This is a genomic window from Mesorhizobium sp. LjRoot246, from assembly GCF_964254115.1.
In the GTDB taxonomy this organism is placed as follows: domain Bacteria; phylum Pseudomonadota; class Alphaproteobacteria; order Rhizobiales; family Rhizobiaceae; genus Mesorhizobium.
In genome coordinates this window covers 474,948-501,190 of sequence record NZ_CAXUSN020000001.1, presented here as the reverse complement: position 1 = coordinate 501,190, position 26,243 = coordinate 474,948, and the positions used below count along the sequence as shown (strand labels likewise).

At 61.6% G+C, this 26,243-nt stretch carries 29 protein-coding genes; 17 read left to right on the top strand and 12 right to left on the bottom strand.

Going from position 1 to position 26,243, the window contains the following annotated elements; genetic code table 11:
• Positions 1-6 precede the first annotated feature (6 nt).
• From ACSQ3L_RS02320 to ACSQ3L_RS02310, 3 genes are all read left to right on the top strand, one after another.
• Positions 7-321 (top strand): MocE family 2Fe-2S type ferredoxin, encoded by a 315-nt coding sequence (locus tag ACSQ3L_RS02320; protein WP_436158458.1) that lies wholly within the window; start codon positions 7-9, stop codon positions 319-321.
• Positions 318-1,556 carry an NAD(P)/FAD-dependent oxidoreductase gene (locus tag ACSQ3L_RS02315; RefSeq protein WP_436158457.1) on the top strand — a complete coding sequence of 413 codons (1,239 nt, stop codon included), beginning with the start codon at positions 318-320 and terminating at the stop codon, positions 1,554-1,556. The genes ACSQ3L_RS02320 and ACSQ3L_RS02315 overlap by 4 nt, the downstream gene beginning before the upstream one ends.
• A 190-nt stretch (positions 1,557-1,746) precedes the next feature.
• On the top strand, positions 1,747-2,844 hold the full coding sequence (locus tag ACSQ3L_RS02310; RefSeq protein WP_436158456.1) for an ISAs1 family transposase: 1,098 nt from the start codon (positions 1,747-1,749) through the stop codon (positions 2,842-2,844).
• 42 nt (positions 2,845-2,886) lie between these two features.
• Here the strand turns inward: ACSQ3L_RS02310 and ACSQ3L_RS02305 are convergent, their stop codons facing one another.
• Positions 2,887-3,846: a DUF1402 family protein gene (locus ACSQ3L_RS02305; RefSeq protein WP_436158455.1), complete on the bottom strand. Its 960-nt coding sequence runs from the start codon at positions 3,844-3,846 to the stop codon at positions 2,887-2,889.
• Positions 3,847-4,138: 292 nt separating this feature from the next.
• Positions 4,139-5,374: an FAD-dependent oxidoreductase gene (locus ACSQ3L_RS02300; RefSeq protein ID WP_436158454.1), complete on the bottom strand. Its 1,236-nt coding sequence runs from the start codon at positions 5,372-5,374 to the stop codon at positions 4,139-4,141.
• A gap of 66 nt (positions 5,375-5,440) precedes the next feature.
• Between ACSQ3L_RS02300 and ACSQ3L_RS02295 the strand changes: the two genes are divergently transcribed.
• On the top strand, positions 5,441-6,013 hold the full coding sequence (locus tag ACSQ3L_RS02295) for a TetR/AcrR family transcriptional regulator C-terminal domain-containing protein (protein ID WP_436158453.1): 573 nt from the start codon (positions 5,441-5,443) through the stop codon (positions 6,011-6,013).
• A gap of 74 nt (positions 6,014-6,087) precedes the next feature.
• Here ACSQ3L_RS02295 and hslU read toward each other — a convergent pair whose 3' ends face one another.
• Genes hslU through hslV form a run of 5 tightly spaced genes read right to left on the bottom strand, consistent with a single transcriptional unit; the run spans position 6,088 to position 10,326 of the window.
• The gene (gene hslU, locus ACSQ3L_RS02290) at positions 6,088-7,401 is read right to left on the bottom strand and encodes an ATP-dependent protease ATPase subunit HslU (RefSeq protein ID WP_436158452.1); all 1,314 of its coding nucleotides are present in this window, start codon (positions 7,399-7,401) and stop codon (positions 6,088-6,090) included.
• A 4-nt stretch (positions 7,402-7,405) separates the two neighbouring features.
• A complete protein-coding gene (locus ACSQ3L_RS02285) occupies positions 7,406-8,005 on the bottom strand; it encodes a DUF2585 domain-containing protein (RefSeq protein ID WP_436158451.1) in 600 nt (199 codons plus the stop codon).
• A gap of 49 nt (positions 8,006-8,054) precedes the next feature.
• Positions 8,055-9,215, bottom strand: coding sequence for a hypothetical protein (locus ACSQ3L_RS02280; RefSeq protein WP_436158450.1), 1,161 nt, complete (start codon positions 9,213-9,215; stop codon positions 8,055-8,057).
• Positions 9,212-9,724, bottom strand: a complete 513-nt coding sequence (locus ACSQ3L_RS02275) for a GNAT family N-acetyltransferase (protein WP_436158449.1) — start codon at positions 9,722-9,724, stop codon at positions 9,212-9,214. Before ACSQ3L_RS02275 ends, ACSQ3L_RS02280 begins: the two co-directional genes overlap by 4 nt.
• A gap of 50 nt (positions 9,725-9,774) precedes the next feature.
• Complete coding sequence (gene hslV / locus ACSQ3L_RS02270) at positions 9,775-10,326, bottom strand: ATP-dependent protease subunit HslV (RefSeq protein ID WP_436158448.1); 552 nt, start codon at positions 10,324-10,326, stop codon at positions 9,775-9,777.
• Positions 10,327-10,541: 215 nt separating this feature from the next.
• Between hslV and hisB the strand changes: the two genes are divergently transcribed.
• The 10 genes from hisB to ACSQ3L_RS02220 all read left to right on the top strand — a co-directional run bounded on the left by hisB (position 10,542) and on the right by ACSQ3L_RS02220 (position 18,129).
• Positions 10,542-11,141: an imidazoleglycerol-phosphate dehydratase HisB gene (hisB, locus tag ACSQ3L_RS02265; RefSeq protein ID WP_436158447.1), complete on the top strand. Its 600-nt coding sequence runs from the start codon at positions 10,542-10,544 to the stop codon at positions 11,139-11,141.
• Positions 11,142-11,145: 4 nt separating this feature from the next.
• Complete coding sequence (locus tag ACSQ3L_RS02260; RefSeq protein WP_436158446.1) at positions 11,146-11,622, top strand: DUF2628 domain-containing protein; 477 nt, start codon at positions 11,146-11,148, stop codon at positions 11,620-11,622.
• Position 11,623: 1 nt separating this feature from the next.
• The gene (gene hisH, locus ACSQ3L_RS02255; protein ID WP_436158445.1) at positions 11,624-12,274 is read left to right on the top strand and encodes an imidazole glycerol phosphate synthase subunit HisH; all 651 of its coding nucleotides are present in this window, start codon (positions 11,624-11,626) and stop codon (positions 12,272-12,274) included.
• A 6-nt stretch (positions 12,275-12,280) separates the two neighbouring features.
• On the top strand, positions 12,281-12,571 hold the full coding sequence (locus tag ACSQ3L_RS02250) for a DUF1330 domain-containing protein (protein WP_292189567.1): 291 nt from the start codon (positions 12,281-12,283) through the stop codon (positions 12,569-12,571).
• 3 nt (positions 12,572-12,574) lie between these two features.
• Entirely contained in the window at positions 12,575-13,324 is a 750-nt protein-coding gene (gene hisA, locus ACSQ3L_RS02245) for a 1-(5-phosphoribosyl)-5-[(5-phosphoribosylamino)methylideneamino]imidazole-4-carboxamide isomerase (protein ID WP_436158444.1), read from the top strand.
• Positions 13,321-14,157 (top strand): arginase family protein, encoded by an 837-nt coding sequence (locus tag ACSQ3L_RS02240; protein WP_436158443.1) that lies wholly within the window; start codon positions 13,321-13,323, stop codon positions 14,155-14,157. Before hisA ends, ACSQ3L_RS02240 begins: the two co-directional genes overlap by 4 nt.
• A complete protein-coding gene (gene hisF / locus ACSQ3L_RS02235) occupies positions 14,154-14,948 on the top strand; it encodes an imidazole glycerol phosphate synthase subunit HisF (protein ID WP_436163370.1) in 795 nt (264 codons plus the stop codon). The genes ACSQ3L_RS02240 and hisF overlap by 4 nt, the downstream gene beginning before the upstream one ends.
• Before the next feature lie 72 nt (positions 14,949-15,020).
• A complete protein-coding gene (locus ACSQ3L_RS02230; RefSeq protein ID WP_436158442.1) occupies positions 15,021-15,344 on the top strand; it encodes a phosphoribosyl-ATP diphosphatase in 324 nt (107 codons plus the stop codon).
• Between the two features lie 24 nt (positions 15,345-15,368).
• The gene (coaA, locus tag ACSQ3L_RS02225; RefSeq protein ID WP_127414706.1) at positions 15,369-16,328 is read left to right on the top strand and encodes a type I pantothenate kinase; all 960 of its coding nucleotides are present in this window, start codon (positions 15,369-15,371) and stop codon (positions 16,326-16,328) included.
• 478 nt (positions 16,329-16,806) lie between these two features.
• On the top strand, positions 16,807-18,129 hold the full coding sequence (locus tag ACSQ3L_RS02220; RefSeq protein WP_436158441.1) for a hypothetical protein: 1,323 nt from the start codon (positions 16,807-16,809) through the stop codon (positions 18,127-18,129).
• A 156-nt stretch (positions 18,130-18,285) separates the two neighbouring features.
• Here ACSQ3L_RS02220 and ACSQ3L_RS02215 read toward each other — a convergent pair whose 3' ends face one another.
• From ACSQ3L_RS02215 to ACSQ3L_RS02195, 5 genes are all read right to left on the bottom strand, one after another.
• Positions 18,286-19,272 carry a phosphatase PAP2 family protein gene (locus tag ACSQ3L_RS02215; RefSeq protein WP_436158440.1) on the bottom strand — a complete coding sequence of 329 codons (987 nt, stop codon included), beginning with the start codon at positions 19,270-19,272 and terminating at the stop codon, positions 18,286-18,288.
• 108 nt (positions 19,273-19,380) lie between these two features.
• Positions 19,381-20,007 carry an alpha-ketoglutarate-dependent dioxygenase AlkB family protein gene (locus ACSQ3L_RS02210; RefSeq protein WP_436158439.1) on the bottom strand — a complete coding sequence of 209 codons (627 nt, stop codon included), beginning with the start codon at positions 20,005-20,007 and terminating at the stop codon, positions 19,381-19,383.
• 100 nt (positions 20,008-20,107) lie between these two features.
• Positions 20,108-20,584, bottom strand: a complete 477-nt coding sequence (lysM, locus tag ACSQ3L_RS02205; protein WP_436158438.1) for a peptidoglycan-binding protein LysM — start codon at positions 20,582-20,584, stop codon at positions 20,108-20,110.
• 89 nt (positions 20,585-20,673) lie between these two features.
• Positions 20,674-21,111, bottom strand: coding sequence for an alternative ribosome rescue aminoacyl-tRNA hydrolase ArfB (arfB, locus tag ACSQ3L_RS02200; RefSeq protein ID WP_109666974.1), 438 nt, complete (start codon positions 21,109-21,111; stop codon positions 20,674-20,676).
• Positions 21,112-21,196: 85 nt separating this feature from the next.
• Positions 21,197-22,807 (bottom strand): phosphoenolpyruvate carboxykinase, encoded by a 1,611-nt coding sequence (locus tag ACSQ3L_RS02195; RefSeq protein WP_436158437.1) that lies wholly within the window; start codon positions 22,805-22,807, stop codon positions 21,197-21,199.
• 343 nt (positions 22,808-23,150) lie between these two features.
• Between ACSQ3L_RS02195 and ACSQ3L_RS02190 the strand changes: the two genes are divergently transcribed.
• The 3 genes from ACSQ3L_RS02190 (at position 23,151) to ACSQ3L_RS02180 (ending at position 26,209) form a co-directional block, all read left to right on the top strand.
• Positions 23,151-23,852 carry a response regulator transcription factor gene (locus tag ACSQ3L_RS02190; RefSeq protein WP_013528337.1) on the top strand — a complete coding sequence of 234 codons (702 nt, stop codon included), beginning with the start codon at positions 23,151-23,153 and terminating at the stop codon, positions 23,850-23,852.
• A 21-nt stretch (positions 23,853-23,873) separates the two neighbouring features.
• A complete protein-coding gene (locus ACSQ3L_RS02185) occupies positions 23,874-25,658 on the top strand; it encodes a sensor histidine kinase (protein ID WP_292184385.1) in 1,785 nt (594 codons plus the stop codon).
• A gap of 89 nt (positions 25,659-25,747) precedes the next feature.
• Positions 25,748-26,209, top strand: coding sequence for an HPr kinase/phosphorylase (locus ACSQ3L_RS02180; RefSeq protein WP_436158436.1), 462 nt, complete (start codon positions 25,748-25,750; stop codon positions 26,207-26,209).
• Positions 26,210-26,243 lie beyond the last annotated feature (34 nt).

Sequence of the window (26,243 nt, the reverse complement as noted above, 5' to 3'; positions counted from 1 at the left end):
ACTTGAATGAGCGACTGGGTCGAGGCCTGCGCCACCGGCGATATTGACGAGGAGGATGTGATGCGCTTCGACCATGGTGGTCGGACCTTCGCCATCTATCGCAGCCCCGACGACGAGTTCTTCGCCACCGACGGCCTGTGCACGCATGAAAAGGTGCATCTGGCCGACGGGCTGGTGATGGACGACATCATCGAGTGCCCCAAGCACAATGGCCGCTTCAACTACAAGACGGGTGACGCCCGCGGCGCGCCGGTCTGCGTCAATCTCAAGACCTATCCGGTCAAGATCGACGCCGGCAAAGTCCTGATCCAGATCGGATGATCGGTATGGCGCGGGGAATGGTCATCATCGGCGCCGGCGAATGCGGTGGGCGGGCGGCAATGGCGCTACGCGACCTCCGTTATGAGGGGCCGGTGACGCTGGTCGGCGACGAACCGCATCTGCCTTATGAGCGCCCGCCTTTGTCCAAGGACGCGATGGCCAGCGAAGTGCCTGAAATCAAGGCGATCGCCAGCGATGCAATTCTGGCCGAGAAATCGATCCGGCATATCCATTCCGTCCAGGCCGTGGCGATCGATCGCGCGGCGCATGCGGTGCGCCTGTCGGACGGATCGGTCCTGCCTTATGACAAGCTCCTGCTGGCAACCGGTTCGACGCCGCGCAAGCTGCCGATGCCGGGGCTGGGTCCGCGCTGCGTCTATCTCAGAACCTTCGCTGATGCGCTCGCCATTCGCGCCCATCTCAGCGCCGGCAACCGCATCGCCATCATCGGCGGCGGTTTCATCGGTCTCGAACTTGCCGCCGCGGCACGCAAACTGGGCGCCGCGGTCACCGTCATCGAGGCGCAGCCGCGCATCCTGATGCGCGGCGTGCCGGCAGAGATCGCAGAAATCATCCATGATGCGCATGTCGCCGAGGGCGTGAAAATCCTGTGCGGGGACGGCATCGCTTCGATCTCCGACAATGGCAAAGAGGTGCGCATCGCGCTTGCCGGCGGACAGGAGATATCAGCCGACCTCGCCATCATCGGCATCGGCGCCGTGCCGGTGACCGGGATTGCGGCCGAAGCGGGATTGACGATCGACAACGGCATCGCTGTCGACGCCGAATTGCGCAGCAGCGATCCCGACATCCTTGCCGCCGGCGATTGCTGCTCGTTTCCGCTCGCCGTCTATGGCGGCCGCCGCGTGCGGCTGGAAGCCTGGCGCAACGCCCAGGAGCAGGGCGCACTGGCGGCGAGGAACATGCTGGGCGCCGGCGAGGCGCATGCCGCGGTGCCGTGGTTCTGGTCGGATCAGTACGGCCTGTCCCTGCAGATAGCGGGGCTTTCCGACGAAGGCCGCAGCATTGTGCGACGCGATCTCGGCGATGGCGCCGTCATCCTCTTCCATTTGGCTGAAGATGGCAGGCTGGTGGCGGCCAGCGGCATCGGCCCCGGCAACGCGGTCGCCCGCGACATCAGGCTGGCCGAAATGCTGATCGGCAAGCGCGCGAAGCCTTCGCCGGAAGCGCTAGGTTCGCAGGCCTTCAAGCTGAAGTCGTTGCTGGCGGCGTGAACCTACCCTCCCCCTTGTGGGGAGGGTCGCTGCGAAGCAGCGGGGTGGGGGGTGCGGCACCAGACCCCCACCTGGACCTTCGGTCCGACCTCCCCACAAGGGCAGGGGAATCGCATTTGAGTAAGAGTGCGTCTTGCGCCGAGTTAAAAGATTGATTCTTTAGCGGCCTTCTCCTTGAAGATGAGGCCGTATGTCGTTTCTGTTTTCGATTTTGCGTGAAGTCCGGGACCCGCGTGACGTCAACGCGCGTCATGATCTGGCGGAGCTTCTGTTCTTGGCTCTGGTTGCCACGCTTTGTGGTGCCAAGAGCTGTGTTGATATTGCCGATTTCGTCGAGGGGCGGGAAGACGAGCTGAAAGAAATCGTGACGCTGGAGCATGGCTGTCCAAGCCACGATACGTTCAGCCGGGTGTTTCGACTTCTTGACGCCGAGGAGCTTTCGCGCAGCTTTGCCGCCTTCATGGCAGCGTTGCGACAAACGCTTGGGCCTTCGCCGCGCGGCGTGGTGGCGGTCGACGGCAAATCGCTGCGGCGCGGCTACACCAAGGGTCGGGTCTTTATGCCGCCTTTGATGGTGAGCGTGTGGGACGCCGAGACAAGGTTGTCGATTGCCGCTGCCCGCGCGCCCGAAGGCGACGAGGTCACAACCACACTGGATCTTCTGAAGAGCTTGGATTTGAAGGGCTGCACGGTGACGGCGGATGCGCTGCACTGTCGTCCCGACACGGCCAAGGCGCTGATCGGCAAGAAGGCGCACTATGCGCTGGGGCTGAAGGGCAATCGCCCCAAGCTGTTCGCCGCAGCAGAGCGAAGCTTCGCCGCAGCCGGCGAGATCGCCTTCTTCGAGACCAGCGAAAGCAGCCATGGCCGTACCGAAACGCGAAGAGCCTCGGTGCTGCCGCTCAAGCGGCTGCTCGACGCGCCGGACTTTCCCGGCCTCAAGGCGATCGGCCGCATCGAAGCCACCCGCAGCGTGGCAGGCGGCAAACCCACCACCTCGGTCCGCTATGTCGCACTTTCCAAAGTGCTCATGCCCAAAAGACTGGCCGAGACCGTCAGAGCACATTGGACCATCGAGAACCAGTTGCATTGGAGCCTCGATGTCGTCTTCCACGAGGACGATGCCCGAACCCGCAAGGATAACGGGCCGCAAAACCTGGCCATCATCCGACGTCTCGCTCAAAACATCTTGCAAGCCCATCCGATCGACAAATCCATCGCAGGCAAGATGCGAAGAGCCAGATGGAACAAAGACTTCCTCTTCCAGCTCTTTACTCATATGCGATAGCCCTGCCCACAAGGGGGAGGTAGAGGCCTGAGCTCAAACCAGCTAAAACAGCGCCTTTAGCTCCGGCAGTTTGTCATTCACCAGCCAGCCGTAATAATTCTCCTCGGGCAGCTTTTCGGGCTCGCCGGCGGCGCGGCGCCTGTCGTTCTCCGCCTTCAGCGCAGTGGCGCGCTGCTCTGGATTGCCGACATTGTAGAGCGTGGCGGTGAGCCCCGGATTGCCCGAAATGTCGAAGCCAGCAATGCTCTTGTAGGCGTCAATCGACTTCCGGATCGTCGCCGCGACGTAAGGCAGCGTCAGATCCGGATCCATGATGGTCTTGTAGACCGCATTGGGATCGCCGACGTCGAGCTTCGGAAGGCCGGAAACCTTGTGCACGAGATCGCTCATCTGCAAGGCGGTCAGCGGGTTGAGCTGGCCGAGGCCGAAGGTCTGCCCGGCATAATAGGGCTGGAAGAAGGTGGCGCCGAAGCGATCGTCGGGAAAGCTTGTCCCGCCGACGCTCTTGCCGCGAAACGAATGGTTCCACACCTGCTCGCGGCATTCCCACAGATCGTAGCTGTCGGACATCCCGGCGCATTTCTTGAATTCCGGCCGCTGCACGAAATCGGTGATGTCCTCGCCGTCATAGGCGAAGGACAGCTTGCTGGAGAGATAGGAGATCGCCTTGACGTAATAAGTCTGCAGCCGGTCGTAGGCGTCGACATTGTAGGTGTGCTCGCCGACGATGGCGCCGACGATGTGCAGGGGATCGATCCCGTAGGTGGCCGCTGCCTTCTTGATCTTGCTGCGCAGATCGGCGTCGTTCTGCAGCAGGGCGTAAACCTTGCGGTATTTCGCCTGGAAGGTGGTGTTGGTTGCCTGCGTGCGTCGGCTGGAGGCGCCCGGAATGTCGGGCTGCTCCGCATTGCGGTTTCCCGGCGGCACCAACGTTGCCGCCTCGGCTGCGAACAGCGTCGTCGCCAGCGTCAAGCCGAGAATGATCAGGATCAGTTTTTTCATGCACCGCCGCCCAAGCAATTCCAGGAAAAGTGTGAAACGGTTTCCGTCCGGAATTGCGTCAAACCAAGAGATCGAGAATTGCCGCGCAAACTAGGTAAAGCTCTTGGTCGAGTCGAGAGCGCCCTTTCACCCGGCAAGACGAAAGGTGGCCAGATGGTACCATCTGGCCACACATGATCTTGTTGCCGAACGTGTTGCCTGGACCGGCGCCCGGTCTGGGTCGAGACGCATAAACGTCGCGGCGGGCCGGATTATCGCGATTTCGCCGCACGGTCGACGATGGGTTGTTGATTCAGGCATATTCCGGCAACTGCCAGTCGCCTCCCCGGTCTTCCTTCGAAAGCCGGGCGATCAGATCCGGAATTCGCAGGCTGCAGGCCAATGCTGTAACAGCATGAAAAGCGTCAACTCCCAACTGCGTTCTGGGCATGCCCAATCGCAGGAGGCGTGGCTTGACGGCTTTTTGAATTTCATTGGCGAACGGCCGCAGCAACTTGTCGTAGTTTGCAAGCGCCTCCGGCAGGTTTTGGGAGTTCCGATTGATCTCACCGGCAAGGACATACGCTCCCACCAGGCCACCGGAGACCCCCATGCCGCTAAAGGGAGAAGCACAATGTGCGGCATCGCCGACCAGGGCCACTCGCCCCTTGGACCATGTCTCCGTACGCACCTGCACCACTTCCTGGGAGTAGAAACTCTCAGTCACCGCCATGCCTTTGAGAAACCGTTGGGTCTGCCATCCTGCGTTTTGAAACCGGTCAGTCCAAAACTGCTTTTGGCGCTCGACTGATTGCTTGTGAATAGCGGATGTCTCTTTGGAATCGTCCCTGAGCACAAAGTAGACCTGGGTGTCCGTTGGATTGTGGCTCCTGCGCATGATCATTCTGCCGCCGGGTGCAAGGTAGGTGTCACGAATGTTGCTGTCGGATGGGAGGCGCGGAATGAACCAGTACGCCATGTGCATCCCCAGCCGCAGATAGGGATCAGGAGAAGCGGTCGGCAGAATGGCTTTACGAATGCGCGACCCTTGCCCATCCGCCCCAACCAGGAGGTCAAACTCGTCGGAAGAGCCGTCGGAGAAATGGGCAATGACCTGTCTCTCATCCTGTTCGAAACGCTCAACGGTCTTGCCAAAGACGTAGGCGACGGCGTCCTTCGTTGCATCGAAGAGAATGCGCACCAGGTCCCCGCGCATGATCTCGTACTCGGATGTCAGGGACTGATGGCCTCGGCCTGAAGTGTTGGCCATGATCGTCGCTACGGCTTTGCCTTTGGCGTTTACAAAAGAGACTCCGGCCTCATCGACAAGCCTGCTCCTGACAACGTCAAGCAGTTCCATTCGCTTGACGGCATCGATGCCTTGGCCGCGAAGGTCGACTTGTGCACCGGTGGTCCGGAGAACCGGAAAACGTTCGACAACGACGACCCGGTGACCGCTTCGGGCAAGCCAATAGGCCAGGGCCGGCCCAGCAATACCGCCGCCGCAGATGAGGATTTTGAGGGAGGAACTTCCCGATCCAATTGTCATACGCAATCCTTAATCTATCACTGATAGGTTTGTTGCAACCTTCCCTATCAGTGATAGATTGTCAAGATGACAAAACTGAACCGTGAAATCGTGATTGCCGAAGCGCTGGAACTGCTCGACGAGGTTGGCCTGGATGCCATCAGCACCAGGCAACTGGCGAAGCGGCTGCATGTCGAGCAGCCGTCGCTGTACTGGCATTTCCGAAAAAAGGAGGAGCTGCTCGCGGCCATGGCGGAAGCCGCCATGGCGTCCCATGCGACCGCTCGGCTTCCGATGCCATCCGATAATTGGCATGACTGGTTCGCCGACAACACGCGCAGCTTCCGGCGAACGCTGCTGATGCACCGCGACGGCGCACGACTCCACGCCGGAACCCGCCCGGGAGCGGCAGACATCGACCGCATTACACACAAGATAGCGTTTCTGGTCGCGTCCGGAGTGCCTGAACAGGACGCCAAGATGGCGATGCTTGCTGCCAGCCGCTTCACGGTCGGCAGCGTGCTAGAGGAACAGGCCGAGGCCAGCCTCGCCGCCAACACGAACCGCACTGTCGACGTTCCGCAGATGGATCATGCGGCAGCGTTCGAGGCGGGGCTGATGCTTATTCTGGAGGGCTTGGCGGAGCGTACGAGGCGCTAACAACGTCCATGATCGAATGAAGCTCGATCCTCGCCTTGGCCGTAGTCACTGCCTTGTCCGCTGCCGCCTTTCTGTCAAAGGATAAATCGCGACAAATCTGTATTCCTCGACAGGTCGCCGACATGCTTTTCCACATAGGCGGCATCGATGGTGACCGCCGTTCCGTTGCGGTCGGGCGCGTCATAGGAGATTTCGTCCAGCACCCGCTCCATCACCGTCTGTAGCCGCCTTGCGCCGATGTTCTCGACGCTGGCGTTGAGGTCGACGGCAATGCCGGCCAGCGAATCGATGGCATCGTCGGTGAAGGTCAGGTCGACGCCTTCAGTCTTCATCAGCGCGATATACTGCTTGATCAGGCTGGCCTCGGTTTCGGTCAGGATGCGGACGAAATCGTCCTTCTCCAGCGCCCGCAACTCGACGCGGATCGGCAGGCGACCCTGCAATTCCGGCAACAGGTCTGACGGCTTCGAAACGTGGAACGCGCCGGAGGCGATGAACAGGATGTGGTCGGTCTTCAACGGCCCGTATTTGGTCGCAACCGTGGTGCCTTCGATCAACGGCAGCAGGTCGCGCTGCACGCCTTCGCGGGAAACGCCGGCGCCCATGCCGCCCTCACGCGACGCGATCTTGTCGATCTCGTCGAGGAAGACGATGCCGTCATTCTCGGTCGCATCGAGCGCCCGCCGCACCACTTCGTCCTGGTCGAGCAGCTTGTCGGACTCGTCGTTGACCAGCAGGTCGTAGGACTCCTTCACCGTCGTCTTGCGCGACTTGGTCTTCTTGCCGCCCATCGCCTTCGACAGCATGTCGTTGATGTTGAGCACGCCGATATTGGCGCCCGGCATACCGGGGATCTCGAAACCCGGCATGCCGCCACTGCCGGTGTCGGCAACCTCGATCTCGATCTCCTTGTCGTCGAGCCCGCCGTCGCGCAGCTTCTTGCGGAAACTATCACGGGTGGCCGGGCTCGCCGTCTTGCCGACCAGCGCTTCCAGCACGCGTTCCTCGGCATTGACGTGGGCGCGCGCCTTGACGTCCTCGCGCATCTTCTCGCGCACCAGGCCAATGGCGATCTCGACAAGGTCGCGGATGATCTGCTCGACATCGCGGCCGACATAGCCGACCTCGGTGAATTTGGTCGCCTCGACCTTGACGAAAGGCGCACCGGCCAGACGTGCCAGGCGGCGCGAAATCTCGGTCTTGCCAACGCCCGTCGGCCCGATCATCAAAATGTTCTTCGGCATCACCTCTTCGCGCATCTGGCCTTCCAGCTGCTGGCGGCGCCAGCGGTTGCGCAAGGCGATGGCCACGGCGCGCTTGGCGTCCTTCTGGCCGATGATGAAGCGGTCGAGTTCCGAAACGATTTCGCGGGGAGAAAATGTGCTCATATCACTAAATTCCACTTTGCCACTGCTTGATGGCCTCGAACGGATGCAGCAGCATGATCACGTTGAGTGTCAGATTGTCCCGGATGAGATAGCCAGTACCCAGTTCGAAGATGATGGCGAGGCTGACGATCACCCATATAGGTAGCCTTCGCGCCATCACAAATCCCAGCACCATGGCCAGTGTGTCCGACACCGAATTGATGATGCTGTCGCCGTAATAGTCGAGCGAGATGGTGCCGGCGCGGTAGCGATCGATGATGAACGGGCTGTTTTCGAGCAGCTCCCAACCGCCCTCGATCAGAACCGCGAAGGCCAGCCTCAAACCGATCGGCGAGCGCGGGAACAGGAACCTTGCCAGCGCGTAGAACAGGAAGCCGTGGATGAGGTGCGAGAACGTATACCAGTCCGAAATATGCTGGGAATTCTCCGAACTCTGCACGACACCATGCCAGAGCTTGACGTAGCCGCAGGTGCAGATCGGCGTTCGTCCCATGCCGTAAAGCGCCCCGGCCTGGAAGATGACCAGGGCAAGCACGAGCAGAAGCCCCATCCGCCAGCTGTCTTCATAGGCCGAATAACTGTTGGCCTTGACCGGTGTTGTCATCTAGTCATTCCCCTAGTCCACGTCGCCGTCTCGACCATCACAAAGCCCGTCACGCCTTCAGCGCCGGTAGCCGGCGGATCACGGCCGCCGGCAAGGTGGGTTTGACCACAATCCGCCGGATACGCTGCCAGCCAGCCCCGAACAGAATAATCAGCGCGCCGACAACGACCAGGATCAAGGCAAAAGGCGGGATACCCGTCGAATCGGAGGCGGAATTCACCAGATAATAGATACCCAGCGAGCCGAAGTAAGCCAATGTAGGAACCAGAAGCGAACGGCGGTCTATGGCAAGCGCGACATAGAGGAAGCCAAGGATCAGAATCGTCAGCATGATGGTTGCATTGGCATCCGGCGCGATATGTCCGAATACGACGTTCTGGCCGGTTGCCATGATAAAGAGCGGATGCACCAGCATGGGCGCCGAGACGACGTGCAGCCAGAAAGCGCAATCGGACCAGATCTTGCGTCGATCCCTATCGTAAATGTCAAAAGCTACACCCGTTGCGAACACGATCAGGCCGCAGATCAGCGGCATGTAAAGTGCCGCGCGGAGCAATTCGGGAACATCCTCAAGGCGCGGCGGCGCAATCGCGCCCGTTGTCACACTGTCATACAGGATTATCGCCGTTTGCAGGAAGGCAAGCAGTGTGAAGGCGATGGCAATAGCCCCGGCAATGATGGGGACGCGAAAGCGCCAGAAATAGATCGCCGCCGCAATTATTCCTCCCCCCAGGAACAGATATCCGGCCTGGGACGCCGTCTGGCGCAACGCCAATAGCTGCCAGATAGTCTCCGGCTTGCGTATGCCGAAGCTGGCCTCAACTTGTAGCGCCAGAGCGACCAGAATGGCGGCCATGAAAATCAGGGCGAGCACGGACGACGATAATTTCATTCGGTGCTGACGCGTGACGATTTCGGCGAGCCCCCAGGCGAAAACCGCGAGGATGCCAGCGATCCAGAATGTCTGGCCTGGAAGCAATGTGGTGAGGACAAAGAAGAAGCCGGCGCTGAGCAGAACGGTTCCCACGGTGACGAACAGATCGTTGCCGCCGCCGAACAGCCGCAGGTTTTCCTCATCACCCTCGTCATCGGCGCGCCCGGCCTCGGGGGCGAGCGCGACCGCGCGTTCCATGGCCTCCAACTGATCGCGCAGGGCCTGCGAGATCAAACCTTTCGCGACGGCCTTGTCGAGTGTTTCGGCGCTGATCAATTGAGCTCCTGCGCCGCGTCGCGCGCCATCATCAGGGCTGGCCCGTATTCCGTTGTTCTGGTGTCAAAGGCGGCAAAGCCGGCTTTCTCATAAGCGCGGATCGCTCGTGCATTGTTCGGATGCGGGTCGATGATGACGCGCGGCACGCCTTCCTCGAAAAGCTGTTCGACGAACTGGCGCACGATGGCCGTGCCATGGCCGCGCCCGACAAGCTCCGGCACGCCGATCGACAGGTCGATGCCGAGCGTGCCGAACGGCTGGTCGGCATAGGGATGGTCGTCTTCCAGATGCGGGTCGTAGCTCTGCAGATAGGCGATCGGCTTGCCGTCGAGCTCGACGATCAGCGGCTCGACGGAAATGCTATCGATGTGCTCGCGAATCCCGGCGATTTCCGTCTCGGGATCGTCCCACCATTCGGCGACGTGCGGCTCGGCGAGCCAGCCGGCGATCATCGGCAGGTCTTTTTCCGTCACCGGTCGAAAATCATAGCTATCTTCTTGTTCGGCCATGATCTCTTCCGAAAACCGGTTTCCACTTTTCGGGGTCATGGCCGGCCTTTTCAGCCGGCATCGAGCGTTTCGACAACGAAATTGTTGTTGGTGTAGACGCAGATGTCGGACGCGATCTGCATCGCCTTGCGGGCGATTTCCTCGGCATCCTTGTCGCTGTCCATCAGCGCCCGTGCCGCTGCCAGCGCGTAATTGCCGCCCGAACCGATGGCCATGACGCCAAATTCGGGTTCGAGCACGTCGCCGGTGCCGGTCAGCGCCAGCGAGACCGACTTGTCGGCCACCAGCATCATCGCTTCCAGCCGGCGCAGATAGCGGTCGGTGCGCCAGTCCTTGGCGAGTTCGACGCAGGCGCGCGTCAGCTGGTCGGGATATTGTTCGAGCTTGGCTTCGAGCCGCTCCAGAAGGGTGAAGGCATCGGCGGTGGCGCCGGCGAAACCGGCAATCACATTGCCGCCCTTGCCAATGCGGCGCACCTTTTTGGCGTTGCCCTTCATGATGGTCTGGCCAAGGCTGACCTGGCCGTCGCCGGCGATCACCACCTTGTTGCCCTTGCGCACCGTCACGATGGTCGTGGCGTGCATGGTCAGTTCATTTGACATTTCCTGGCTCCGAGCAGCGCAATCCCGATAAGGCGATCGGCGCGGTACGAGTAACTTTGATCGGCCATATGTATGCATGGGACCGATGATTGCAAACGGCTCGACACCGACCGGGATGGCAACTGGCAATCGCTGGATCATGCTGCTAGAAGGCTCTCGTTTTCAAGCCGGTGAAGGTTTGGAACGCGTGAAAACCCTGGGACAAGGACAAGGTCATGTCGCCCCGTTCCGCCGAAGCCAGCCGCAAGACCAAGGAAACCGACATCGCCGTGTCGGTCCACGTCGACGGCTCGGGCAAATCAGACATTTCGACGGGCGTCGGCTTCTTCGACCATATGCTCGACCAGTTGTCGCGCCATTCGCTGATCGACATGACGGTCAAGGCGAAGGGCGACCTGCATATCGACGACCACCACACGGTCGAGGACACCGGCATCGCGCTCGGCCAGGCGCTGGCCAAGGCGCTGGGCGAGCGGCGCGGCATCATGCGCTATGCCTCGATCGACCTTGCCATGGACGAGACGCTGACGCGTGCGGCGATCGACGTGTCCGGCCGTCCGTTCCTGGTCTGGAATGTTTCCTTCTCGTCGCCGAAGATCGGCACGTTCGACACCGAACTGGTGCGCGAGTTCTTCCAGGCGCTGGCACAGAATGCCGGCATCACGCTGCATGTCACCAACCATTATGGCGCCAACAACCACCACATCGCCGAAACCTGCTTCAAGGCGGTGGCGCGTGCGCTACGTGCGGCTCTCGAACCCGATCCGCGTCAGCCGGATGCGGTTCCTTCCACCAAGGGATCGTTGAAGGGGTAACGCCATGGCCATCTATGTCGTGATGGAACCGCCCGGCCGCAGCGAGAAGGTCGATGCAACGGCCTTTGTTCGCGATGGCTTCACCTGGCTGGGTTTGCTGGTGCCGCCACTCTGGTTCGCCTGGCACCGGCTGTGGATCGAAGCAGCCCTTGCCTTTGTCGTTATGGGCCTGCTTTCGATGCTGGGCCAAAAGCTCGGCCTTGGACTGGCCGGCTCGCTGCTGTCGCTGCTGGTTTCGCTCTATGTCGGGCTGGAAGGGCAGGGCCTGCGCATCGCGGCACTTCGCCGGCGTGGCTGGCACGAATGGGGCGTGGTTCAGGCCGGCAGGCTTGACGAGGCCGATATCCGCTATGCGCTGGAGGCGGAAACGCTTGCCGATGAGGTCGCACCAGCCCCGCGCATGGTTCCGGACGCTGCACTGGCTCGGCCCGCGCAGCCGGGCATGGCGCTGGGGCTCACCCACATCCCGGGAAGAGGCTGAAATGCGGGTTGCGATCATCGACTACGGCTCGGGCAATCTGCGCTCGGCCACCAAGGCTTTCGAGCGCGCCGCGCGCGAAGCCGGTATATCGGCGGAGATCGATCTGACATCGGATGCCGACCGGGTACGCACAGCCGATCGCATCGTCCTGCCCGGCGTCGGCGCCTATGCCGACTGCGCGGCGGGCTTGCATGCCGTCGAAGGCATGTGGGAAGCGGTCGAGGACGTGGCTATCGACAAGGGCCGGCCGTTCCTCGGCATCTGCGTCGGCATGCAGCTGATGTCCGAGCGCGGCCTGGAAAAGACAATTACCAACGGCTTCGGCTGGATATCAGGCGATGTCAAGGAGATCACGCCGGCCGATCCGGTGCTGAAAATCCCGCAGATCGGCTGGAACACGATCGAGCTCAAACGCCAGCATCCGCTGTTTGCCGGCATTCCGACCGGGCCGGGCGGGCTGCACGCCTATTTCGTGCACTCCTACCATCTCGATGCGGGCAAGGCGGACGAGGTCCTGGCGATTGCCGATTATGGCGGCCCGGTGACGGCCACCGTCGCCCGCGACAATCTCGTCGGCACGCAGTTCCACCCCGAAAAGAGCCAGGCGCTGGGCCTTGCCCTGATCACCAATTTCCTGCGCTGGAGGCCCTGAAAACCAATGAGCAAGAAGGGCTACTGGATGGCGATGGTCGAGGTGACCGATCCAGAAAACTATCCGCAATACATCGCCGCCAACAAAGCGGCTTTCGATAAATATGGAGCAAAATTCCTGACCCGTGGCGGCCAGTCGTCGAGCCCGGAAGGGCCGTCGGGCAATCGCCATGTCATCATCGAGTTCGAGAGCTATGCGGTCGCACTCGCCTGCTTCCATTCGCCCGAATACCAGGCGGCGCTGAAATTTCGACGCCTTTATTCGACCTCGCATTTCGCCATCGTGGAAGGTGCTTGAGCGGTGATCCTGTTTCCGGCCATAGACCTGAAGGACGGCCAGTGCGTGCGCCTCAAGCACGGCGACATGGCCACCGCGACCATCTACAACGATGATCCAGCGGCCCAGGCGCGAGCCTTCGAGCAACAGGGCTTCGAATGGCTGCATGTCGTCGACCTCAACGGCGCCTTTCAAGGCCAGAGCGTCAACAGTGCGGCGGTCGGCGCCATCCTCAAAGCGACGAAAAACCCGGTCCAACTCGGCGGCGGCATCCGTACGCTGGCGCAGATCGAGGACTGGCTCGATCGCGGGCTCGCCCGCGTTATCCTCGGCACCGTGGCGGTGCGCGATCCCGACCTGGTCAAACAGGCCTGCAAGGCGTTTCCGGGCAAGGTCGCCGTCGGCATCGACGCCAAGGGCGGCAAGGTCGCCGTCGAGGGCTGGGCCGAGGCGTCGAGCCTCGGCGTCATCGAACTGGCCAGGAAATTCGAGGGCGCCGGCGTCGCCGCCATCATCTACACCGACATCGACCGCGACGGCGTGCTGACCGGCATCAACTGGGAGGCCACCATCGACCTGGCCGACGCCGTGTCGATCCCGGTCATCGCCTCCGGCGGCCTCGCCTCGATCGCCGACATCGTGCGCATGACCATGCCCGACGCACAAAAGCTCGAAGGCGCGATCTCCGGTCGCGCGCTCTATGACGGTCGCATCGATCCAGCGGAGGCGCTGGCGATCCTGCAGGGCAGGCCGGCGGCGGAGACGCGGCCGTGAAAATCTCCATCATCCTGGCCTCCTATGACAGCGGCCATTACCACGGCGGCATGGGCCAGGGTCCGGACGCATTGATATCGGGCGGGCTCGTCGAAGCCTTGACCATGGCCGGTCACGATGTCGCGGTCGAGGACATCGGCAGGGTAGGAGACATCCAGGAGCGAGAGATCGCCACCGGCTTTGCCGTCTGCAACGCGGTTGCGGCCGAGGTTCGCCTTGCCCGCAATGGCGGCCGCTTTCCCATCGTTCTTGCCGGAAACTGCCTAACCAGCGCCGGCGCGGTCGCAGGCGAGGACGCCGACGCGATCATCTGGGCCGACCAGCATGGCGACCTCAACACGCCCGAGACATCCGCCTATGGCTTTCTCGACGGCATGGCGCTGGCGACGGTGCTTGGCTTGTGTTGGCGGCCGATGGCGGCGGCTATTCCCGGCTTCAAGCCGATCGATCCATCGCGCTGCGTGCTCGTCAACGCCCGCGATCTAGACCCGGACGAGAAGCGGTTGCTGGAGACGTTGCCAATCGTGCGGACGGAATGCTCCGGGGTGGCCCAGGCGACCGAAAGACTGAAGATCGCCGGCGCCAGACGTGTGCACATGCATCTCGATCTCGACGTGCACGATCCCGAGGCGTTGCAGGCCAACCGCTACGTCAGTCCGGGCGGGCCGAGCCCCGAACAGTTGCGCGACGCAGCCTGCGCCATGGCGCTTGCGGTGCCGGTCGTCGGCATCACCGTCTCGGCTTACGATCCGGCTTTCGACGGGCAGGCCGATGTTCCGCCGCTGGTCGGCCAGTTGCTCAACGATCTCATCGCGACGATAGAGGGCCGCTGATGTTGAAAGCCCGTGTCATCCCCTGCCTCGACGTCAAGAACGGCCGCGTCGTCAAGGGCGTCAATTTCGTCGACCTCATCGACGCCGGCGATCCGGTCGAGGCGGCCAAGGCCTATGACGCGGCCGGCGCCGACGAGCTCTGTTTCCTCGACATCACCGCTTCATCGGACAATCGCGAGACCATCTTCGACGTCATCGCCCGCACCGCCGAACAATGCTTCATGCCGCTGACCGTCGGCGGCGGCGTGCGCCAGGTAGCCGACATCAGGAAGCTGCTGCTGGCCGGTGCCGACAAGGTGTCGATCAACACGGCGGCGGTGAAGAACCCGGATTTTGTTGCTGAAGCCGCCGACAAGTTCGGCAACCAGTGCATCGTCGTCGCCATCGATGCCAAGAAGGTTTCTGGTGCCGGCGAGGCCGATCGTTGGGAGATATTCACCCATGGCGGGCGTGAGAAGACCGGCATCGACGCGGTCGAATTTGCACGTCAAATGGTCGATCGCGGCGCCGGCGAGATACTACTGACCTCGATGGATCGTGACGGCACCAAGGCCGGCTACGACATCGCGCTGACGCGCGCGGTTGCCGACGCGGTGCGCGCGCCTGTGATCGCTTCCGGTGGCGTCGGCACGCTAGACCACATGGTCGAAGGCATTCGCGACGGCCATGCCGGCGCGGTGCTGGCGGCGTCGATCTTCCATTTCGGCACCTACACGATAGCGCAGGCCAAGGCGCATATGGCCCAGGCCGGGCTGCCGATGCGGCTGGACTCGTCCGCAGATCGGTTTTAAAGCATGGTCCCGAAAAGTGGGAACCGGTTTTCGGAAAAAGATCATGCTTAAACAAGCAGATAGATGGCGGCCATGACCGAGTTTTCGCTGTCAGATCTCGAAAAAATCGTCGGGGAACGCGCCCATTCCGGCGACCCGGACTCGTGGACGGCAAAACTGTTCGCGCGCGGCATCGACAAGGCGGCGCAGAAGCTCGGCGAAGAGGCGGTCGAGACGGTGATTGCCGCCGTCAAGGGCGACAAACCGGCTCTCGTTTCGGAAAGTGCCGATCTTATATATCATTGGCTTGTCGTTCTCGGCCTCTCCGGGGTTCCGCTGAGCGACGTGCTTAGGGAACTCGAAGGCCGCACCAAGCGTTCGGGCATCGCCGAGAAGGCGTCACGGCCCAAGGGCTGACCGCGAGGGAGGGCAGGTATCTCGATGGATCAGCTCGCGCCGACCGAGAAATATTCCCCGTTTCGCTTCTTCTCCGCCGAGCAATGGTCGCAATTCCGCGCCGACACGCCGCTGACGCTGAGCGCGGACGAATTCCGCCGCCTGCGGTCGCTAAACGACCCGGTCGACCTCGAGGAGGTCAAGCGCATCTATCTGTCGCTGTCGCGGCTCTTGTCGGCGCATGTCGAAGCGAGCCAGCTGCTGTTTCGGCAACGCCAGGCCTTTTTCAACGCGGTGGACGTGGTCAAGACGCCCTTCATTATCGGCATTGCCGGCTCTGTCGCCGTCGGCAAATCGACGACGGCGCGCGTGCTGAAGGAGCTGTTGGCGCGCTGGCCTTCCAGCCCCAAGGTCGATCTCATCACCACCGACGGTTTTTTGCTGCCCAATGAGGTCCTGCGCCGCGAAAACCTGATGGAACGCAAGGGTTTTCCGGACAGCTACGACGTCGGCGCGCTGCTGCGCTTCCTGTCGGGCATCAAGTCGGCGCTGCCCGATGTCCGCGCGCCGGTCTATTCGCACCTGACCTACGACGTCATTCCCGGCGAGTTCGTCACCATCGACCGGCCGGATATCCTGATCTTCGAAGGCATCAATGTCCTGCAGCCCGGCAAGCTGCCGCAGGACGGCAAGATCGTGCCCTTCCTGTCGGACTTTTTCGACTTTGCCATCTATATCGATGCCGACGAGAAGCTGATCCATAACTGGTATATCTCCCGTTTCATGCGGCTGCGCGAGACGGCTTTCCGCAATCCGGACTCCTTCTTTCACCGCTATTCGCAGCTCTCGGAGGGTTCGGCGCGCGCCATCGCCGAAGGCCTGTGGACCAACATCAATCTGAAGAATTTGCGCGAGAACATCCTGCCGACGCGAGCCCGCGCCGACCTCATCCTGCGCAAGGGCGCCGACCATCTGATCGAGGAAGTGGCGCTCAGGAAGTTGTGACGGCCGGGTTAACGGCACCTTAGGCAATCCCGGCTAGCTTGCGATGCTAATTCCAGCAGGTGTCGGGAGCAGCCTGTGATTAATACGGGCAGTGTCACGGGTCGAGAGATCCCGGTTTATTCTCTGGTTGTTCCGATCTTCAAAGCAGCACATCCATCGATCACCCGGCTGCTCGACGCATCCGTGAACGACGGCTGCATCATCCATGGGCGCCGGGTTTTTCATGGTGTCTAGTTCGCGCTTCATCGACGAGCCGCAGGCTTGCGAAGGCCGCCCATTGCACTTGGCCAAGCTGAGTGCCGTGCCATTGCTGCTGGCTTGCCTGATCGTGGCTTACGCGATCTGGCTCTCGACTGTCGCGATACTGACCAATGTCGATGTGTCCTGGCTTCTGATCGTCTGTGACCGGCTGCTTGGCGGAGAACGGCTGAATACGGATATAATGGAGGTCAATCCACCCTTCTCGATCTGGCTCTACATGCCGTTCATGCTGTTGGAGAAGCTCACCGGCATACGCGCGGAACTCTGGCTGACGTTTGGTGTCATTTGCCTCGGCGTCGCCAGCCTGTCCTTTTCCGCTCGAATCCTCGCAAATGCCGATCCGTTTTACCGGCGGCAAGCCGCTCTCTGGGCTGCATCGGGCGCAGTGTTCCTGATCTTGTGTTTTCTGCCGGATCAATTCGGTCAGCGCGAGCACTTTGCGCTGATCGCCATCCTGCCTTGGCTGGCGCTGCAATGTGCCCGGCAAAGGCGCCCGAATTTCGCCGCCGGGACGCCTGTTCAGCGCATCATGGCTGGATTGGGCGCCGCCGTTGTGGTGATGGTCAAGCCTCCGCATTTTGCGCTGGCCTTGATGCTGCCGTCGCTTTGTCTGGCGGTTAAGAGGCGGTCCCTGAAACCATTCTTCGTCACCGAAAATCTCCTTGGAGCTGCGATCGCTGCCGCATACGTCGCCTCTATAGCAGTCTTCGACAGCGCCTATTTCAGCCAGGTTCTGCCCTTCGTTGGGGACGTGTATTTGCCCATGGGTACGCCGTTGATCGACAATCTGGCAAATTGGCCAAGGATCGTGCTGCTGCTGGCGATCGCAACCGTCATCGCGGCGGGCGGGTTGCGAACCATGCATTGGGATACGAAGATACTGCTGACCGCCGCTGTCGGCTTTGTTCCTGCATTCCTGGTGATGGGCAAGGGCTGGCCAAACCACGCACTCCCAATGATCGTTGTCGCGGTATTTGCATTTGGCATCGAGCTATTGCGATTCGGCAAGCTTCGCGACGCCGGCACCATTCGCAAAGCCGCGCTGATCTTCGGCTGCGCGCTCGTGCTGCAAATGACGGTCAGGGCACAATACTCGGCGCTGACGACGGACAGCGGAGCAATCGAGCGATCCGTCGCCGCGATTCGCGGTACGGTGGAAACCCCTACGGTCATGTCGATCGCAGGTCAGATGCAAGTTGCCCATCCCCTCACCAGGCTGGTCGGCGGCAGCTACATCTCCCGCTATCCAGGCGCCTGGGCGGTATCCTATGCGGAAATACTCGCCCGCCGTGCCGACGATCCGGCAAGGAGACGGAAACTGGAAGGTATCAGGGATCGGATCATCAACGAAAATGCCATCGAGATAGTGGCGCAAAAGCCCGATATCGTGCTGTCAGGCTGGGAAACCGATCCTTCCTGGAGCGCCTTGATGCTGAAGGACAAAAGGATTGCGGAAGCATTGAACGGCTATCATGTGCTGCATACCGAGCCGGAAATTACCGTCTATGTGCGCGACACAGCGACCCTCGGGAAGCCGTGACGACATCAACCTGAAGAATTTGCGCGAGAACATCCTGCCGACGCGAGCCCGCGCCGACTTGATCCTGCGCAAGGGCGCCGACCATCTGATCGAGGAAGTGGCAGGAAATTGTGAATTTCTAGGCAGTTGTTTTCGGACATCTCCGGAAGAGTGGCCCTAGGACAGGGTCGGTGATTCGCTTTCGCTTCGTTTCTCACGAGCGACAAACGTCCAAATGGCGGACGGCGGCAGGACAGACCACTGTGCCTGCTGCATGCGGCCCAGTACTTCGCTTACCAAGTATATCGACACGCTGGCGATGGCAGCTCCGGCAATGACGTCGACGAGGTAGTGGTTGGCGTGAGAGACCGCTGAAATCCCCATAAGGACATTCCAGGCGATGAACGGATAGCGCACCGGATTAAGGTCCCATGCAGCCCAAGCGCAGAGGAGCGCGCCGGCGGCATGAAGGGAGGGAAATGTAACGATCCCGGAAGCGTTGGCGGCAGACAGGATGAATTCGGCCTGTTCGCGAACGGCGGTGAAATCATGGAGAAAAGCGAAGCCGTAGTGGGCGTTGATGTTGTGAAGCTGCTCCTGCGTCATGCCGTAGACCGAATAGGTCCCGAGCGCGGGGAACCAGATCGAGACGATGCTGGAAATATAGCTGAGCACACCAAAGGAAAGGATCATCACGTAGCTGCGCGCGTAGCGACCGGTCGCCCCGAGGATCAGCGGCAGCACCAGCAGCTGAATGGCAAAAGAACTGTAGGCCCTGGCGAGAATTTCAGCGAAGGCCGGGTGCGCATCGACAAACTGGATGAAGGCAACCCAATGCAGACCGAGCGCCGCGTCGGCTCGCATCAGCGGAGCATCCATGAGCGGCATATCGAGCGACGCGGCAAGATAGGTCGAAATAAGGACCGGAACCGTCGTGAAAACGCCGAGTGCGACTGCTTCCAAAGAAGGGGCAAGACGAAACATCTTGCGTTTCCAGCAATAAACCGAAAATCCGAAACAGATGGCAAAGAGGTAACCGAGGCCCTCGAGATCGTTGTAGGCGAAGGCGACTTTGCTGAATGGCAACAGTGCGAAGACAACAAATGTGGATATCAACGTGAACCAGATCGTCAATCGGCGCGCGTTGGTCGCATACGCGTTCATTGTTCAACACCCCGTATCATCCGCCAAGGGTGTGGACTGTAGAAGGAGCTGTTTAAAACAATGCTACGAACATCTCTGAAATGAGAGCTGTCCGCGTTTAGGACATCTTCACGGGTTGACCCGCCGCAGTGTCAGATTGATGCGCCCGCCGTTTTTCAGCAGCGCCGAGGTCGAGGGATAGATGCGGTCGACACCGTGAAAACACAGCCGGCCCTCGCCGCCAAGCACCACGACGTCGCCGCTTTGCAGCCTGAACGATTTGGTGGCGCCTTCACGCGTCGCCCCTTTGCGTGTCGCTTGGCCGACCCGGAACAGGCAATCGTCGCCCAGAGAGACGGAAACCACCGGCGCCGAAAAATCGGCCTCGTCGCGGTCCTGATGCAGGCCCATCTTTGCATCCGGCGTATAGAAATTGATGAGGCATGCTTCTGGCGGGTGCGGATAGCTCGATACCCGCCGCCAAAGATCGAGCAGCGCATCCGGGATTGGCGGCCATGGCGCTCCGGTCACAGGGTGCGTCGGCTGGTAGCGGTAGCCCTGTTCCTTGTCGGTGACCCAGCCCAGCGGTCCGCAATTGGTCATGCGCACGCTCATCTCCTTGCCCGTGCGCGGCATGGCAGGAACGAACAGCGGCGCCCGCTGCACGATGGCTCTCACCTCCTCGACCAGCGCTTCCTGCACGGTGCGTGACAGGTAAGCCGGCATGTGGCGGACGCCTTTGGGCAGGACGAGCACGGATTCGTCACCTCTTGGATGTTCGGAACCGTAAAATGCCACGATCAAATGAAAACGGCGACCCGAAAGCCGCCGTTCCCCGCAATTGGCAATCGCCCGATCAGGCGAGATCTGGAATGCGCAGCACCTGGCCCGGATAGATCTTGTCGGGATGGGTCAGCATCGGCTTGTTGGCCTCGAAGATGACCGTGTTCTTGGCGCCCTTGCCCTTGCCGTAGCTCTTCTCGGCGATCTTCCAGAGATTGTCGCCCTTCTGGACGGTGTAGAAGGTGGGCTCCTTGGCCGGGGCAGCGGCCGTGCCAGGTGTCGGCGCGACCTGCAATTCGTCCGCCTGCACCTTGGAGACGCCGAGCGTGTTGCCGACGGCGATGACCGCCTTCTCGAAGATCGACTGGTCCTTGACCACGCCTTTCAGCACCGCCGTATCGCCCTTGACGACGACCTCGACGCCATCGGTGCCGAGCTTGTGCGAATCGAGCTCCTTCTTGAGTGTGTCGGCAGTGGGTGCGGCTTCTTCTTCGTCGCCGCCGATGCCCAGTTTCTTGCCGACGCTCTTGACGAAATCGAACATGCCCATCTTTGGTCTCCCTTGCTGTGGCAATGGTGGAACCTTGCATCTGCGGCTCAAAAGGGGAAGTCGTTTTGTGCGCGTAATTGGTGTGGTGCTTAATCGTTCTCCACCCGGCCGCGCAGCTTCTTGATTGTGCCGCGTCCGGCCTTGCTCTTCAGCCGCCGCTCCACCGCGCCTTTCGACGGCCGCGTCTTCTTGCGCGGCGGCGGCGGCGGTTCGGCCGCCTTGGCGACCAGCGCCGTAAGCCGCGCCCGGGCGTCCGCCCGGTTCTGCTCCTGGGTGCGGAAGCGCCCTGCCTCGATCACGATGACGCCGTCCTTGGTGGCACGCTGGCCGGCAAGCTTGATCGTCCGCTCGCGCACGCGCTCCGACAGACCCGTCGCGTTGGCCGCGTCGAAGCGCAACTGCACCGCCGTCGCCACCTTGTTGACGTTCTGGCCGCCCGGCCCGGACGAGCGGATGAAATCCTCGTGCAGGTCGCCCGGGTAGATCACCGCATCGCCTGATATGATGATGTTGTCGTCGCTCGCCATGCCGCAGTCATGGCGCGGCGGATCGAAAAAGAAAAGGCCCGATCGAAACCGGGCCTTTCAACGAACGCCGGGACCGATGGCGCGATTACTCCGCCGCTTCCTGCATGCGCGGCGCCGCTCCCAGCACCACGGCGTCGACATGGCTTTCGAATTTCTCGAAGTTGACGGCGAACATGCCGACCAGTCTTGCCGCCTGCAGGTCATAACCGGCCTTGTCGGCCCAGGTCGAGCGCGGGTCGAGAATGGCGCTGTCGACGCCCCGAACCGCCACCGGCACCTCGAAGCCGAAATGAGGGTCACTGCGGAACTCGGCCGTCTTCAGCGAGCCGTCGAGTGCGGCGGCAAGCAAGGACCGCGTCGCCTTGATCGGCATGCGCTTGCCCGTGCCGTAGGCGCCGCCGGTCCAGCCGGTGTTGACCAGCCAGCAATCGGCGCCATGGCGGGCAATCAGCTCGCGCAGCAGATTGCCGTATTCCGATGGATGGCGCGGCATGAACGGCGCACCGAAACAGGTCGAAAACGTCGCTTCGGGTTCGGTCACGCCCTTTTCAGTTCCGGCCACCTTGGCGGTGTAGCCGGAGAGGAAATGATACATCGCCTGCGCCGGGGTCAGCCGCGCGATCGGCGGCATCACGCCGAAGGCATCGGCGGTCAGCATGATGATGTTGTTGGGATGATTGGCACGGCCGGTCTTGCTGGCGTTGGGGATGAAATCCAGTGGGTAGGCGCAGCGCGTGTTTTCGGTGAGCCTTGCGTCGTTGAAATCCGGCACGCGGTTCGCGTCGAGCACGACATTTTCCAGCACCGTGCCGAAACGCTGCGTGGTGGCAAAGATTTCCGGCTCGGCTTCCGCCGACAGTTTGATCGTCTTGGCGTAGCAGCCGCCTTCGAAATTGAAGATGCCGTGCGGCCCCCAGCCATGCTCGTCGTCGCCTATCAGCGTGCGCGAGGGATCGGCCGAGAGTGTCGTCTTGCCGGTGCCCGACAGGCCGAAGAAGATGGCGGCGTCGCCGGCCGCACCCTCATTGGCCGAGCAATGCATCGGCATCACGCCTTTCGCCGGCAACAGGTAGTTGAGCATGGTGAACACCGACTTCTTCATCTCGCCGGCATAGGAGGTGCCGCCGATCAGCACGATCTTGCGCGAAAGATCCACGGCGATCACCGTTTCGGTGCGGCTGCCGTGACGGACGGGATCGGCGCGGAAGGACGGCAGGTCGATGATCGTCATGTCAGGCACGAACTGCTCGAGTTCGGCGACATCCGGGCGAATGAGCAGATTGCGGATGAACAGCGAGTGCCAGGCAAACTCGGTGATCACTCTGGTGGGTAGCTTCAGCTCCCCGTCGGCGCCGCCGACCAGATCCTGGACGTAGAGATCCTTGTCCGCGGCATGCGCCTGGAAATCGTCAAGCAGCGTGTCGAACTGGGCCGGCGAGATCGCCTTGTTGTTGTCCCACCAGATATGCGGCTCGGTGGCATCGTCGCGGACGACGAACTTGTCCTTGGGCGAACGGCCGGTATGCTGGCCGGTCTCGGCGACCAGCGCGCCATGCGCTGTCAGCCGGGCCTCGCCACGCCGGATCGATTCCTCATAAAGGTCAGCCGCACCAAAATTATAGCGCACCACGCCGGTGGTTTTCAGGCCGATATGATCGATCGCGCAGGCGGAATTGCGTTTGCCGACTTCCGACATGGGTGTCCCTTCTAGGATTTGCCGCATCTTTGCCGGCGCATTTCCGGCACGCCCACTGCGTAGGCTGAGATGGTCAAAACCAGAAAAGCCAAATGATATCAAATCATTAATCGATTTAAATATTTTGAAAGTTGTTTAAATCGTTTATATGTGCAAAAAGTTTCGCGGTTGCCCAAAGGATTGGCGATGTTCGTTCGTCCAATCCATATCGAGGTAGGATTGTGGCCGCCGGCGTGCCGCGCGTGACAGCGGACAAGGCCTATGCCACATTTTGTACCTAATTTGTCCTGCAAAAGCCCCTTCTCGACGAAAGAAGGGACAGCTCATGAGGGAGCCGCTTGAAATGGCAACAATCGCGCTTGTCGATGACGACCGCAACATTCTGACATCGGTGTCGATCGCTCTCGAATCCGAGGGCTATCGTGTCGAGACCTACACGGATGGTGCGTCAGCGCTGGAAGGCCTGGCGGCACGCCCGCCGAATCTTGCCATCCTCGACATCAAGATGCCGCGCATGGACGGCATGGAACTTTTGCGCCGGATGCGCCAGAAGTCCGACCTTCCGGTGATCTTCCTGACTTCCAAGGATGACGAGATCGACGAATTGTTCGGCCTCAAGATGGGCGCCGACGACTTCATCCGCAAACCCTTCTCGCAGCGTCTGCTGGTCGAGCGGGTGCGCGCCGTGCTGCGCCGTGCCAGTGCCCGCGAAGCCGCCGCCAAGACACCCAGCCAGCAGGCCCGCTCGCTCGAGCGCGGCCAGCTCGTCATGGACCAGGAGCGCCACACCTGCACCTGGAAGGGCGAGCCGGTGACGCTCACCGTCACCGAATTCCTGATCCTGCATTCGCTGGCGCAGCGTCCCGGTGTCGTAAAAAGCCGTGATGCGCTGATGGATTCGGCTTATGATGAGCAGGTCTATGTCGACGACCGCACCATCGACAGCCACATCAAGCGGCTGCGCAAGAAGTTCAAGGCCGTCGACGACGACTTCGAGATGATCGAAACCCTTTACGGAGTCGGATACCGGTTCCGCGAAGCGTAAGTTAGCGGGAGCTGCTATTCGATGGCAGTGGAAGCACAGCGGAGCAGACCGGCGGGCGCCTCGAGGCGGCCGTCGCGCATCATGCCGTCCTTCGTGTCGAAGATCACGGTGCCGATGCGCCGCTTCCTTGGCCATCATATCTTTTCCAGCCTGACGCGGCGCATACTCTTCCTCAACCTTGCCGGCCTTGCCGTCCTGGTCACAGGCATCCTCTATCTCAACACCTTCCGCGACGGGCTGATCGACGCCCGCGTCGAAAGCCTGATGACCCAGGGCGAGATCATCGCCGGCGCGATCGCCGCGTCGGCGACGGTCGAGACCGACTCGATCAGCATCGACCCGGAAAAGCTGCTTGAGCTGCAGGCCGGTGAAAGCCTGGGGCCAGGCTCGGACCAACTCGACAATCTCGACTTCCCGATCAACCCGGAGCGCGTCGCGCCGGTGCTGAGAAGGCTGATCTCGCCGACCCGCACGCGTGCCCGCATCTATGATCGCGACGCCAACCTGCTGCTCGATTCGCGCCATCTCTATTCGCGCGGCCAGATTCTGCGCTACGACCTGCCGCCGGTCGAGCAGGAGGAACCCGATCTTGTCGAGCGCATCCAGAAATTCGTCTTCGATTTCTTCCGCAACACCGAGCTGCCGGTCTATCGCGAGCAGCCCGGCGGCAATGGCGCCGCCTTCCCGGAAGTGGTCAAGGCGCTGACCGGCAGCCCGTCGACCATCGTGCGGGTCTCGGAACAGGGCGAGCAGATCGTTTCGGTGGCGGTGCCGATCCAGCGCTTCCGTGCCGTTCTTGGCGTGCTGATGCTGTCCACCGAAGGCGGCGACATCGACAAGATCGTCGCCGCCGAGCGCAAGGCGATCCTGCGCGTCTTCGGCATCGCGGCCTTGGTCACCGCCATCCTGTCGATGCTGCTCGCCTCCACCATCGCCAATCCGCTGCGCCGGCTGTCGGCGGCGGCGGTGCGGGTGCGGCGCGGCGTCAAGAGCCGTGAGGAAATCCCCGACTTTTCCGACCGCCAGGACGAGATCGGCAATCTGTCGATCGCCATACGCGACATGACCAACGCGCTCTACGCCCGCATCGAGGCGATCGAAAGCTTTGCGGCCGACGTGTCGCACGAATTGAAGAACCCGCTGACGTCGCTGCGCAGCGCGGTGGAAACCTTGCCGCTGGCCAAGAACGACAATTCGCGCGGCCGGTTGATGGACATCATCCAGCACGATGTCAGGCGGCTGGACCGGCTCATCACCGATATTTCCGACGCCTCTCGCCTTGACGCCGAGTTGGCGCGTGAAGATGCCGGGAACGTCGACCTGAAGAAATTCATCACCGATCTCGTCGCCGTTTCGCGTGAAGCCACACGCAACAAAAAGGCCGTCGAGATCGAGTTCAAGGTCGCCAAACTGCCGCAGGGCGCCAAAGGCTACTTCGTCGTCGGCCATGATCTGCGCATCGGCCAGGTCATCACCAATTTGATCGAGAATGCCCGCTCCTTCGTTCCCGAGGACCATGGCCACATCAGCCTGTCACTGGCGCGCGCCGGCAAGTTCAACATCGTCACCGTCGATGACAATGGCCCCGGCATCCGCGCCGACAACATCGACCGCATCTTCGAGCGCTTCTACACCGACCGGCCAGCCGGAGAGGCGTTCGGCCAGAATTCGGGCCTTGGCCTGTCGATATCCAGGCAGATCGTCGAGGCCCATGGCGGCACGCTAACCGCCGAAAACATCCCCGGCACCAAACCCGGCGAGATCAAGGGCGCGCGCTTCGTCGTGACGCTGCCGGCCGAAGCATGATCCCGAAAAGTGGGAACCGGTTTTCTCGGACGAACGGTTCCGTTCGTCCAGAGATCATGCTCCATCCAAAAACATGATCGGGCAAGATCGTGGATGATCCAGTTGCGCAGCCTGAAAACATTCACGGAACCGCGATCCTGATCGGCGAGCGCGGTGTCCTTATCACCGGGCCGTCCGGCGCCGGCAAGACGACGCTGGCGCTGACACTCCTGGACCATTGCCGCGCGCGCGGGCTATTCTCGCGGCTGATCGGTGACGACAGGCTGCTTGCCGCGGCCCGCGCCGGGCGACTGGTCTGTCGCGTGCCGGCGCCCATCGCTGGTCTCGCCGAAGTGCCTGGGTTTATGCCGCGCCCGCTGCCGTTCGAGCCGGGCGGAGTGATCGACCTGCATGTGCGGCTGGTACCAAAGGCAGAGATGGCCCGTTTCCAGGAGGAAATCAGCGAGCCGGTCGCAGGCTGCCCTGTGCCGCGTATCGACCTTGCCGAGCGTAACGCCGCCACGGCTTTGCCCGCCGTGATGGCGCGGCTGTCGATCGCGCCTTTTCTATGATCCGCTCTGGGTTTTTTGCTGCAATGCGTCAAAA